The organism is Glutamicibacter sp. BW78 (assembly GCF_002332245.1).
GTDB lineage: Bacteria > Actinomycetota > Actinomycetes > Actinomycetales > Micrococcaceae > Arthrobacter_H > Arthrobacter_H rhombi_A.
This window is the reverse complement of sequence record NZ_NRGU01000039.1, coordinates 86,758-99,548: the sequence shown is the minus strand read 5'-3', so window position 1 is coordinate 99,548 and position 12,791 is coordinate 86,758. Positions and strand designations below refer to the sequence as shown.

At 63.9% G+C, this 12,791-nt stretch carries 9 protein-coding genes; 8 read left to right on the top strand and 1 reads right to left on the bottom strand.

The features are described 5' to 3' along the window. Positions 1-2: 2 nt before the first annotated feature. From CIK75_RS13235 to CIK75_RS13205, 7 genes are all read left to right on the top strand, one after another. On the top strand, positions 3-1,616 hold the full coding sequence (locus tag CIK75_RS13235; protein WP_179204210.1) for an ABC transporter substrate-binding protein: 1,614 nt from the start codon (positions 3-5) through the stop codon (positions 1,614-1,616). Positions 1,617-1,712: 96 nt separating this feature from the next. Further along, the gene (locus tag CIK75_RS13230; RefSeq protein WP_086995341.1) at positions 1,713-2,669 is read left to right on the top strand and encodes an ABC transporter permease; all 957 of its coding nucleotides are present in this window, start codon (positions 1,713-1,715) and stop codon (positions 2,667-2,669) included. A 12-nt stretch (positions 2,670-2,681) separates the two neighbouring features. After that, the gene (locus tag CIK75_RS13225) at positions 2,682-4,847 is read left to right on the top strand and encodes a dipeptide/oligopeptide/nickel ABC transporter permease/ATP-binding protein (protein WP_241895455.1); all 2,166 of its coding nucleotides are present in this window, start codon (positions 2,682-2,684) and stop codon (positions 4,845-4,847) included. After that, on the top strand, positions 4,844-5,665 hold the full coding sequence (locus CIK75_RS13220) for an ABC transporter ATP-binding protein (RefSeq protein ID WP_086995335.1): 822 nt from the start codon (positions 4,844-4,846) through the stop codon (positions 5,663-5,665). The genes CIK75_RS13225 and CIK75_RS13220 overlap by 4 nt, the downstream gene beginning before the upstream one ends. 94 nt (positions 5,666-5,759) lie before the next feature. Next, positions 5,760-6,701: a dihydrodipicolinate synthase family protein gene (locus CIK75_RS13215; protein ID WP_086995332.1), complete on the top strand. Its 942-nt coding sequence runs from the start codon at positions 5,760-5,762 to the stop codon at positions 6,699-6,701. 157 nt (positions 6,702-6,858) lie between these two features. Further along, positions 6,859-7,557, top strand: coding sequence for an N-acetylmannosamine-6-phosphate 2-epimerase (locus CIK75_RS13210; RefSeq protein ID WP_086995329.1), 699 nt, complete (start codon positions 6,859-6,861; stop codon positions 7,555-7,557). Then, a complete protein-coding gene (locus CIK75_RS13205) occupies positions 7,554-8,342 on the top strand; it encodes a glucosamine-6-phosphate deaminase (protein ID WP_086995326.1) in 789 nt (262 codons plus the stop codon). The genes CIK75_RS13210 and CIK75_RS13205 overlap by 4 nt, the downstream gene beginning before the upstream one ends. Before the next feature lie 103 nt (positions 8,343-8,445). Here CIK75_RS13205 and CIK75_RS13200 read toward each other — a convergent pair whose 3' ends face one another. Continuing rightward, positions 8,446-10,092 (bottom strand): hypothetical protein, encoded by a 1,647-nt coding sequence (locus tag CIK75_RS13200; protein ID WP_086995323.1) that lies wholly within the window; start codon positions 10,090-10,092, stop codon positions 8,446-8,448. Between the two features lie 317 nt (positions 10,093-10,409). Between CIK75_RS13200 and CIK75_RS13195 the strand changes: the two genes are divergently transcribed. Next, positions 10,410-12,788: an excinuclease ABC subunit UvrA gene (locus CIK75_RS13195; RefSeq protein WP_086995320.1), complete on the top strand. Its 2,379-nt coding sequence runs from the start codon at positions 10,410-10,412 to the stop codon at positions 12,786-12,788. The last annotated feature ends 3 nt before the right edge of the window (positions 12,789-12,791 follow it).

Genomic DNA, 12,791 nt, shown 5'->3' with positions numbered 1-12,791 from the left:
ACGTGCCCCTCAACAACCTGGCGGCCACCGAAGGCAGCCGACGCAACTTCCTCAAGGTCTCCGGCTTGATGGGTGTCGCAGCAGCCTTCTCGGCTGGTATTGCCGCCTGCAGCAGCCCCGATTCCGCAGGAGCCGGAGCAGCTTCCGCGGCGGCAGGCACGGGCACGATCGAGGCAGGCATTTCCTACGCCCTCTCGACGGGATTCGACCCGATGACGTCTTCGGGCGCCACCCCCTTCGCCGCGAATCTACATATCTTCGAAGGTCTGGTCGACCTCCACCCGGCAACCCGTGAGCCCTACCTGGCGCTGGCGGCAGCCGAACCGAAGGAAGTGGACGAGACAACGTGGGAGGTCAAACTCCGCTCCGGCGCGACCTTCCACAACGGCGATGACGTCACCGTGGACGACGTCGTCTACTCCTTCGAGCGCGTCCTCGACCCCAAGAATGCTTCGCTCTTCGCCCAGTTCGTGCCGTTCATCAAGTCCGTCAAGGCCAAGGGTGAGGACACGGTGGTGTTCAACCTCGAATACGCCTTCCCGCTGTTCGCCACCCGCATCTCGGTGGTGAAGATCGTCCCGAAGAAGATCGCGTCCAAGGACCAAGCAGGTTTCGATGCCAAGCCCATTGGCTCGGGCCCGTACCAGCTGGTCTCGGCGACCAAGGACGACAAGATCGTCTTCAAGAAGTTCGACGACTACAACGGCAAGTACCCCGCAGGTGCTGCCGATATGACGTGGTACCTCCTCTCGGACGCCGCGGCCCGGGTCACGGCCGCCGAATCCGGACGCGTCGCGGCCATCGAGGACGTTCCCTACCTCGACGTGGACCGTTTGGATTCAAAGATCACCGTGAAATCGGTCCAGTCCTTCGGGCTCCTATTCCTCATGTTCAACTGCACCAAGGCCCCCTTCGACAAGAAGGAGGTCCGCCAGGCGCTGCACTACGGCATGGACACCGAGTCGATCATCAAGACCGCGCTGCTAGGCAACGCCAAGCCGGCCACCTCCTACGTCCAGGACACCCACCCGCAGTATGTGGAAGCCGATACGGTGTACGGCTACGACCAGTCCAAGGCCGAGTCGCTGCTCAAGGAGGCCGGCGTCAATAAGCTCGAATTTGAGCTGCTGACCACGGATACCTCCTGGGTCAAGGACGTTGCCCCGCTGATTCTGGAGTCCTGGAATAAGATCCCTGGCGTCAAGGTCACCTTGCGGAGCCTGCAGTCCGGAGCCCTCTATGACGAGAACGTCGACTCCGGCAAGTTCTCGGTGGTGGCAGCACCCGGTGACCCTTCGGTCTTCGGTAACGACATGGACTTGCTGTTGAGCTGGTTCTACCGGGGCGACGTATGGCCCAAGAACCGTTTCCGCTGGAATAAGACCGCCGAGTACAAGGCGGTCCAGAAGAAGCTCGACGAGGCCGCTACGGCTGAAGACGAGGCGAAGGCGGAAGCCGCCTGGAGCGAGGTCATCAACATCCTCGCCGAGGAGGCGCCGCTGTACCCGATCTTCCACCGCCAGCTGCCGACCGCCTGGGACGAAGACAAACTCGAGGGCTTCGAGCCGCTGCCGACCACCGGCGTCTCCTTCCTCGGGGTTACCCCCACGGCCTAGCGCCGCCCCGGCAGGGGTGCCGCCGGCGAACGTCCGGCGGCACCTCGTGCCGACTTTTTTTGAGCACATCTTTCCCCGACACATGGGAGTTCAACCGTGGGGACCCTCCTGCGACTCTTGTTGCGCCGCCTTGCCGCGCTTCCGCTCATGATCTTGGGCGTCACGTTCCTCGTGTTCGTGATCCTCAAACTCTCCCCCGGCGACGAGGCCACCCAGGCCCTCGGTGAGGGAGCCAGCTCCGAAGCCAAGGAAGCCTATCGGGCCGAACGCGGTCTGAACCTTTCACTGCCCGTCCAGTACGTCGCCTTCCTGGGCCGGCTGCTGACACTGGACTTTGGGGTCACCACCCCTCCGTCACGTCCGGTGGCCGGGATGATCGCGCAGGCCTTCCCGCTCACCTTGCAACTCACCGCCTTCGGCGTGCTGATCGCCGTGGTGATTTCGCTGGTCTTCGGTGTTCTCGGGGCGCTCTACCGTGATCGGCTGCCCGATCAGCTGATTCGTGTCTTCTCCATTGCAGCCGTGGCGACGCCGTCCTTCTGGCTCGGTATTCTGCTCATCCAGTGGCTGGCGCTGGGCAAGAACCCACTCTTCCCCTCCGGCGGCATGGCGGGCCCGGGAGAAGGGTTGGGTGGGTGGCTGGCGCATATGACGCTGCCAGCTTTCGCCCTGGCAATTCCCGTTTCCGCCTCGCTGATCCGGGTGGTGCGTACCTCCATGGTGGAGGAACTGGATAAGGATTACGTCCGCACAGCGATCGGCAACGGCGTACCGCGCAACGAAGTGATCAGCCGCAACGTCCTGCGCAATGCGCTGGTGACCCCGGTGACCGTGCTGGGACTACGGATCGGCTACCTCCTGGGCGGGGCCGTCGTGATCGAAATGATCTTCTCCCTGCCGGGGATGGGCCAACTCATCCTCAACGGCATCACCGCCCACGACACCAATCTGGTCCAGGGGGTGGTGCTGGCGATCGCCGTGACGTTTGTGCTGGTCAACATCCTGGTGGACCTCGTGTACCTCTTGATCAACCCCCGCATTAGGACGGTGTAAACGATGGCTCCCTTGGCACCACGCAATGCCCTGGTGGCGCGCCTGAGCTCCGGCGCCACCCGCTTCACATCCCTGACCACCGGTTCGAAGATCGCGTTGGGCTTCCTGCTCCTCATCATTTTGGCAGCGATTTTCGCACCGGTTCTGGCCCCGCACGATCCGCTGCTCTCCGGGATCCCCGCGCAGAAGCCCAGTGCCGAAAACCTCTTCGGTACCGACCGTCTGGGCCGCGATATCTTCTCGCGCCTGCTCTACGGTGCGCGCTCCTCGCTGGTCATCGGTCTCGGCTCCGTGGCGTTGGCCCTGCTGGCCGGTGGGCTGCTCGGTTCGCTGGCAGCGACGAGCAGCAAGGCCACCAACGAGGTCATCATGCGCATCATGGACATGCTCATGGCCTTCCCCGGTATCGCCTTGGCCGCCGCCCTGCTGGCCTCCCTGGGTAACTCGATCCCGGTCATCATCATCGCGATCGCCATCATCTACACCCCACAGATCGCCCGGGTCGTCCGTGCCAACGTGCTCTCCCAATGGGACGAGGACTACTCGCGCGCCGAACGTGTCATCGGTGCCGGCCGCTTCCACATCCTGATCAAGCACATCATGCGCAACACTGCGGCCCCGGTCCTGGTTTTCGCCACGGTCATGGTGGCCGACGCGATCATTCTTGAGGCTTCACTTTCCTTCCTCGGAGCCGGCGTCCAGGACCCCAACCCTTCCTGGGGCAACGTCATCTCCTACGGGCGCACCCTGGTCCTCAACGGTGCCTGGTGGGCCACCACCTTCGCCGGTCTAGTCATCTTGCTGACCGTCCTGGCGTTGAACATCCTCGCCGAGGGCATGACCGATGCGCTCGTGAACCCGAAGCTGCGCGGCAAGACCAAGGTCTCCGATACCGCCAGCGTCGAAGTCGAAGCCGCCGGTGACTCTACCGTCCGCCGCGCCACCGAGGAACTGACAGCGCCCGAAGCTGAGGACGAGGGCTCCAACGCGCCTGACGTCGAGGCTGGCAGCGGTTCCGGGGACCTCTCGGCCGCCATCGGTGCAGGAAGTAGCAGCCGTGGGCAGACAGAGGCCGATCGTCAACGACTGGCCGCGGAATTGGACCGATTGGCCGCGGTAGAAACCACCCGCACCGACCGGTTGCAGTTGGCGGGCGGTGGAGCAGGTGCAGGCACGGTGCTGGAAGTCAGCAACCTCTCCATCCGCTTCCCCGAACGCTACGGTCAGACGCGCATCGTGGACAACGTCTCCTTCACCGTCCGCGAGGGTGAAACCATGGGGCTGGTCGGGGAATCGGGCTGCGGCAAGTCCATCACCTCGCTGGCCATTATGGGCCTGCTGCCGGACAACGCCAGGATCACCGGATCGATCCGGTTCGGTGACCGCGAACTCCTGCCGGAGGACGGCAAGGGCGGGACCCGGGCCGGGGACGCCACGGTCTATAAGGGCCTGCGCGGTTCACAGATCGCCATGGTCTACCAAGACGCATTGTCCTCGCTGAACCCCGCCATGCTCATCAAGGACCAGCTCGGCCAACTGACCCGGCGCGGCGGCCGCAAGAGCCCGGCGGAACTGCTGGAACTGGTGAAGTTGGATCCATCGCGCACCTTGAAGTCCTACCCGCACGAGCTCTCCGGCGGGCAACGCCAACGCGTGCTCATTGCCATGGCGCTCTCTCGTTCACCCAAACTGGTGGTCTGCGACGAGCCGACGACGGCGCTGGACGTGACCGTGCAGAAACAGGTCGTTGACCTGCTCAACGAGCTGCGCGAACAATTGGGCTTTGCCATGGTCTTCGTCAGCCACGACCTCGCCTTGGTGGCCTCATTGGCCCACCGGGTCACCGTCATGTACGCCGGACAGGTGGTCGAGTCCGGTCCGGTCAACGCGCTGCTGACCCATCCGACGCACGAATACACCCGGGGCCTGCTCGGCGCTGTTCTCTCGATTGAATCCGGTGCCGAACGACTCCACCAGATTCCCGGAACCGTCCCGTCCCCGAACGACTTCGCCGACGGTGATCGGTTTGCTGACCGCTCCACGTTGCCGGGAGCCGATGGGTCCCGCCAGTTGGTTCTGACACCGGTCGGCGGCCATGAAGGGCACCTCTGGGCGAGCCCGCAGGAAACCGGAACGATCAGGGGCCGAGGAACCACCACGAAGGGGGAACAGTCATGAGCCAGGCAGCAGCGAGCAGCCAGCCCGTCCCGGTCATCGAACTGAAGGACCTGCACGTCCACCACCGGGCCCGTTCCGGAAAAGCGTTCAAACCGTTGATCGTCAAGGCAGTCAATGGTGTCGACTTCACCATTGGTCGAGGTGAGACCGTCGGTATCGTCGGGGAATCCGGTTGCGGCAAGTCAACGTTGGCCAACGTCCTCGTGGGACTGCAGCCACCGACCTCCGGCGAGGTACTCTTCCGGGGCAAACCCGCGCTGAAACGCAACGCCGCCCTGCGCAAGGAGTTTGGCCGCAGTGTCTCGGTCGTCTTCCAAGACCCCTCGACGGCGCTGAACGCCCGCATGCAGGTCCGTGACATTCTGATGGACCCATTGACCGTGCATGGAATCGGCACCATGGCCAGCCGCAGCCAGAAGGCCGCCGATCTCCTCGGCCTGGTCGGCCTGCCGGCGTCCGCTGGAGCTGCTGTCCCGAACCAGCTCTCCGGCGGCCAACGTCAGCGGGTGGCCATCGCCCGGGCACTGGCCCTGGACCCTGACATCATCGTGGCCGACGAACCGACGTCCGCGCTCGACGTTTCGGTGCGCGCCCAGGTACTGAACCTGCTCTCCGACCTGAAGACCGAACTGAACCTCGGGATGGTGTTCATCTCCCATGACATCCAGACCGTCCGCTACGTCTCCGACCGAATCTGTGTCATGAATGCCGGGGAGATCGTCGAACAAGGCCCCGCGGCCCAGGTCTTCGACGCCCCGACGAATGACTACACCCGCAAATTGCTGGGTGCGGCTCCATCACTGCTTCACGCAGGTTAGCCGGCCCCGCTTCCACCCTTCCAGACCGGCGGCCGGTTTCGGCCGCCACCGAAAATTTTCCCGATAGTATCCAGCAGAACAGGAAACGCATTCCGTGACCGCAGCATCGACCGCACCCACCCGCACCTACTCCGGGGTCATTCCGCCGGTCATCACCCCCCGCACCTCGGAAGGTGAGATCGACACGGCCTCACTCGAACGGGTCGTGGACCACCTGATCGACGGCGGGGTCTCCGGCCTGTTCGTCCTGGGCTCCTCCGGGGAGGTCCCCTACCTGACCAATGACGAGCGTGAGCTGGTCATGACCACCATTTCCGCTCGCAATAACGGGCGGGTTCCGCTATTGGCCGGTGCCAGCGAACAGACCACCAACCGGGTGATCAACGAAGGCCTACGCATGGTCGAACTCGGTGCCGACGCACTGGTCGTCACGACCCCGTTCTATGCCTTGTCCAACGCCGCCGAGATCGAAGCACACTTCCGTGCGGTGAAGAAGGCGACCGGGCTGGATCTCTTCGCCTACGACGTGCCGGTTCGCACCCATGCCAAGCTGCCCCTGGACGTGGCGATCCGCCTGGCCGAGGACGGCGTCATCGTCGGGGTCAAGGATTCCTCGGGCGACGACGTGGCCTGCCGTCGTCTGCTGCTGGCTACCGCTCACATCGAAGGATTCTGCGTCTTTACCGGACACGAAGTAGTGGTCGACGGGGCATTGCTCGGCGGCGCTCACGGTGTCGTTCCCGGTCTGGGCAACGTTGATCCGGCCGGCTACCGGCGGATGTTCGATGCCGCCGCGGCCGGAGACTGGCCGGCGGTCCGCGCCGAACAGGATCGCCTGGCGAACCTGTTCGAGATTGCTTTCACCCCTGACTCCAACCGCGTTTCAGGCGGCGCCTCCGGTCTGGGTTCCTTCAAAACCGCTCTCGTGCTGCTCGGCATCATCGAAACCAACACCATGAGCGTGCCCATGGCTTCCTTGAACGAGGACGAAAGTCAGGCCATCGCCGCCATCCTGCGTCAGGCCGGATTGCTCTAAACACAAACCGGCGGACCGGCGGACACCGGCAGGTTCCGGCGCCGTTCTGCCAGCCATACGGCTTCCCGTCAGCAACTTCAGCATGGAAGAATGCTGACGGGACCGGCAGGCCCGCAGTCGTCCCTCATGAAATACGCCCGGACAGAAAGAGCGCACCATGTCGCCCGATGATTTCCTCTCCACCGTTCAAGGGCGCCTGATCGTCTCCGCCCAGGCCTATCCTGGTGAACCGATGCGCAACCCCCAGACCATGGCGCAAATGGCAGCCTCCGCTGTCGCCGGCGGCGCCGCAGCCGTACGCGTCCAGGGGCTGGCAGATATCCAATTCACCCGATCCGCCGTCGAGGTCCCGGTCATCGGGCTCTGGAAGGACGGACACGAAGGTGTCTTCATCACCCCCACAGCGCATCATGCGCTGGCGGTCGCTTCGGCGGGGGCCCACGTCGTGGCGATTGACGGGACGCGTCGTCCCCGCCCGGACGGGCTGACACTGGCCCAGACCATTGCCCGAGTACATGCCGAAACCCCTGCCCTGGTCATGGCCGACTGTGGATCATTCGATGATGCGGTGGCCGCCGTCGAGGCGGGCGCCGACCTGATCGGCACCACCCTGGCCGGCTATACGGGGGAGCGGCCGAAGACCGATGGGCCCGATGTGGAACTGTTGGCCGCGATTGCCGCCGCCGACCTCGGCCGGCCACTGGTCGCCGAGGGGCGCATCCACACACCGGCTCAGGCCCGTGAGGCTCTCGACGCCGGTGCCGTGGCCGTGGTTGTGGGCACGGCCATCACCCACCCGAGCAGCATCACCGGATGGTTTGACGCCGCCCTGCACCATAATGGAACCCGATCATGAGCCGTATATCAGCATCAGGAGACAACGTGGCCAGTAGCGTCGACCATTTGAACGCACGGATCCTCATCGGGGAAGACCCCGCAGAAGCCGGACGGCTTGCCGCCGAGGTGATCCTGGAAACGGTCAAGGCCAATCCTGCGGCAGTGATCGGTTTGGCGACAGGGTCCTCACCCTTACCCCTTTATGCGGCATTGGCTGTCTCGGATGCCGATTTCTCACGGGTCTCGGGATTCGCCCTCGACGAGTATCTCGGCCTGCCCGACGGGCACCCGCAGTCCTACGCCGAAGTCGTCCGCACCGAGGTCACCGACCCCTTGGGGCTTGATCCAGTCTTGGTCCACACCCCGGAACCACATGGGCAAGACCACGCGGCCGACGCTGAAGCCTATGATGCTGCCATCCGCGCCGCCGGCGGGATCGACGTACAAATTTTAGGTATCGGTTCGAATGGCCATATCGGATTCAACGAGCCGGGATCCGCTTTCGATTCGCGAACCCGCGTGGTTCCGCTGGCCGAGAGAACCCGACAGGACAATGCTCGGTTCTTCGCGTCACCCGAAGAAGTCCCCGAACAATGTGTCACGCAGGGGATCGGGACGATTTTCGAAGCCCGCCAACTGCTGCTCATCGCCCATGGTGAGCATAAGGCCGAAGCCGTCCGATTAGCTCTGGAAGGGCCGGTAGGCCAGGAGTTTCCCGCGTCGGTGATCCAGCGTCACCCGAACGTCACCGTGGTGCTGGATCGGGCAGCCGCTGCCCGTTTGGGGGAACAGGCAAAGCCCTAACCCTCGTCAACGTAGCGAGTGCCCACGGCAATAGGCCGGGCCTCGGGCAAAAATGCCCGAGGCCCGGCCTATGCCATCTGGCCAGCAGTGGCCAGCCTGGCTCCTAGCGGCGGCGTAGGTGCTGCCGGGCCCGCAGGAGCAGAACGGCGGGGATCGCCAACAACAGCAGCGGAAGCAGGAGCAAGAGGCCCCTCGGTGAGGTAATGATCGAGTCCGCAGACACCGCGTCGGTGGACCCTCTCAGCTCCTCGGTTCCGCCAGCAAGCTCCGTCGAACCTGAGAACAATTCTGCGGTGCCATCGGACAGCTTCGTGTTGCCGTCGGCCAATTCGCCGGCACCGTCATCAACCTTGCCGACACCGGTTTCGAGGGTCTTCGAACCGGTATCGAGCTTACCCAGGCCGTCTCCGAGCTGGCTGGTGCCCGCGGAGAGGCGTTCGGCACCGGCATCGAGTTTGCCGGCACCGACGGCGAGCTTGCCGTTGCCTTCGGCCAGGTCCCCGGCTCCATCACGAATCTTGACCGAGCCCTCGGCTGCCTCTTGGGCGCCGCTGACGAGATCAGGGGTTTTCCGCGCCAATTCGCTGGTGCCCTTCTGCAACTTGACCGAGCCGGCCGACAGCGCATGGTTTCCCTCGGCAAGATCCGAGGCTCCCGTGGCGACACGTGCGGACCCGGCAGAGAGCTTATCGGCACCCTCGGAGAGTTCACCGGCACCGGTGGCCAGGGCCGCATTGCCCGTGGCCAACTTGGAAGCGCCCTGATTCAGACGGTTGGCACCGTTGTCGATCTCGCTCAGGCCTGCGTAGAGACGGGCCGTACCGTCCTTGAGCTCATCGGTACCGGCGGAGAGTTCGCCATTGCCGGCGGCGATCTTCTGCGCGCCGTTGTTGAGCTTGGTCAGTTGTTCCTTCAGTAAGCCCAATGGAACCACGCCCTTGGGGCCCTTCGCGGCATCGAGGAGCTCCTGGGTGCCAGCGGCCAGTTCCGCCGAGCCGTCGGCCAATTCGTGGGCGCCGGGGGCGGCCTTGGCGGTACCTTCCTTCAATTGGGCGCTGCCGGCGAGGGCTTCGCCGGTTCCCGCGGAGAGTTTCTTGGTCCCCGCCGAGAGTTCATTGGCGCCCGCAGAAGCCTTCTGCGCGCCGGCCTGCAGTTCTTGTGCCCCGGCGCCGAGCTTCTGGCCCCCGTCGCCGAGCTGGGCGGCCCCGGCGTTGAGTTGATCCGCGCCGGCGGCCGCCTTCTTGGTGCCGTCAACCAGCTTCACGGCGCCGTCGTCGAGCTTCTTGGCTGCGCGGTCTGCCCGGCCAGCACCGGCCGCGACCTTCTGGGACCCGACGGATAGGCGTTTGCCGCCATCGGCCAGCTTCGTGGCCCCCTTGGCAGCTGCTTGCGCGCCGGTGGACAGTTCGCCGGTACCGGAATGCAGTTCCTTGGCACCATCGTCCAGGTCCCCGGCGCCGTTGGAGGCCGTGCTGATGCCCTTCGAGAGTTTTCCTGCGCCCTCGTCGAGGTCCCCGGTGCCCTGATGGAGTTTGATGGCGCCGCTGGCAGCGCGTGTGGCACCGTTGTTCAGTTCGCTGATTCCTGCCTGGGCCTGGCCCATGCCGTTGTCCAGCTTGGAGGCCCCGGTGGCGACCTGGCTCGAATAGATGACATAGAACGCCAGGACCGCCACCAGGAAGAGGCCCAGCAGGACGGTAATGATGGTGTGCATCAGCGAATGCTGCTTGGCAGCGTGATGTGCATGCATGCGTCTCCTCGAAGAGGTCGGGTCGGTCCGGACGGCTCAGCACTGTTCGGCATCATGCCGCTGCGTACTCGCCGGATCCAGTACCGGTTGATTGGTCCGTGATGCCTGACCGGATGGCCGGCGATCGCGGTGGCCCGAGCAGTGGATTTCCGCAGCGGACAAACGTCGTTGGTTGTGACCTGCCTTACATTGAACCTACTGTCCGGTAGGTTTTCAAGGGGTGAGTAGAAAAAATTTTGGTTTCAGTAACAAAGTGCTTTCGGGTGCACCGGACCACTACCCTCTCCTGCCGCTGAGTCGCGCCTACACTGGTGACCATGTCCCGAAACAACGCGTCCACCCACGACGCCCTCGCCGACCAGCACGACCTGATCAAGATCCGTGGTGGTCGGGAAAACAACTTGAAGGACCTCTGCCTCGACCTCCCGAAACGACGGATCACCGTCTTCACCGGGGTATCAGGTTCGGGGAAGAGTTCCCTCGTTTTCGGGACCATCGCCGCCGAATCCCAGCGAATGATCAACGAAACCTATAGCGCCTTCGTCCAGGGCTTCATGCCGACGTTGGCGCGCCCCGACGTCGACGTTTTGGAGGGCCTGACCACGGCGATCATCGTGGACCAGGAACGGATGGGATCGAATCCCCGCTCGACAGTGGGCACCGCAACGGACGCCAACGCCTTGCTGCGCATCATCTTCAGCCGTCTCGGGAAACCCCAGATCGGTTCCCCGCAGGCCTACTCCTTCAACGTCGCCTCGATCAGCGGTGCCGGGGCGGTGACCATGGAACGCCGGGGCAAAAAGGTCAAGGAACGCCGCGAATTCTCCATCACCGGTGGAATGTGTCAACGTTGCGAGGGCAGTGGCACCGTCTCGGACTTCGATCTGAGTCAGTTATATGACGAGGAAAAATCCCTCAACCAGGGTGCCCTGAAGATTCCGGGATACTCGATGGAGGGCTGGTACGGGCGCATCTTCAGGGGATGTGGCTGGTTCGACCCGGATCGACCGATCAGGGACTTCAGTGAGCAAGAGCTCGATGACCTCCTGCATAAGGAGGCAACCAAAATCAAGGTCGAGGGCGTGAACCTCACCTATCTGGGCCTCATTCCACAGATCCGCAAATCTATGCTCACCAAAAGCCTGGACGCCATGCAGCCGCATATCCGTGCCTTCGTGGAGCGTGCCATCACGCTGACTGCTTGCCCCGACTGCGGCGGTACCCGGCTCAGTGAGGCGGCCCGTTCCTCCCGTATTTCCGGCCTGAGCATCGCCGACGTCTGCGCGATGCAGATCAGCGACCTCTCCGATTGGGTTCACACTTTGGACGAACCCGCCGTAGCGCCGCTGCTCGATTCATTGGCCGGACTGCTGGCCTCGTTCGTGGAGATCGGCCTGGGCTACCTCTCCCTCGAGCGGCCCACCGGAACCCTGTCGGGAGGCGAGGCCCAGCGGACGAAGATGATCCGTCACCTGGGCTCGGCGCTGACCGACGTGACCTATGTCTTCGATGAACCCACCGTGGGACTGCATCCACACGACATCGCCCGGATGAACCGATTGCTTCAGCGGCTCCGCGATAAAGGCAATACCGTTCTCGTGGTCGAACATAAACCAGAGACGATCGCCATCGCCGATCATGTGGTTGATCTGGGCCCGGGGGCCGGCACGGATGGAGGAACGCTGTGCTACGAGGGGAACCTGGAGGGGCTGCGCACCAGTGATACCCCTACCGGTCGGCACCTCGGCTATGTGGCCGCCCTGAAAAAGGCGCCGCGTCGGCGGTCAGGAACCCTGGAAATCCGTGGGGCGGACCATCACAACCTTCGCGATGTTGACGTCGATATTCCGTTGGGAGTCCTGTGCGTGGTCACCGGGGTGGCAGGCTCCGGGAAAAGCTCACTCATCCAGGGTTCGATCGCCGGCCGGGAAGGGGTGGTCAGCATCGATCAGGGGGCCATCAAGGGCTCACGGCGGAGCAACCCGGCCACCTACACGGGGTTGTTGGAGCCGGTCCGCAAGGCGTTTGCGAAATCCAATGGGGTCAAACCCGCGCTGTTCAGTTCCAATTCGGAGGGTGCCTGCCCGGCATGCAACGGAGCCGGGATCATCTTCACCGAGTTGGGCGTCATGGCTACAGTGTCCACCGTCTGCGAGGAATGCGAGGGCAAACGATTCCAAGCGGCGGTCCTTGACTACCGGCTTGAAGGTCGAAATATCAGCGAGGTCCTCTCGATGCCGGTCGATGAGGCCCTGCGCTTCTTCGCTGCCGGGGACGCCAGGATCCCTGCCGCCGTGAAGATCCTCGAACGGCTGAGCGATGTCGGGCTGGGCTATGTGACCCTGGGCCAACCGTTGACGACCCTCTCCGGAGGGGAAAGGCAACGCCTGAAGCTGGCCACCCGGATGGGAGAAGAGGGAGGGATCTACGTTCTGGACGAGCCCACCTCGGGACTGCATCTAGCCGATGTGGAGCAGTTGCTGAGCCTTCTGGATCGTCTGGTCGATGCCGGCAAGACGGTGATCGTCATCGAACACCACCAAGCGGTGATGGCCCATGCTGACTGGATCATCGATCTCGGTCCCGGAGCGGGGCACGACGGCGGGACACTGGTCTTTGAAGGGACTCCGGCCGAGCTGGTGGAGGGGAAAACAACGATCACCGGCGAACACTTGGCGGCCTACGTCGGCTCTTGAGGC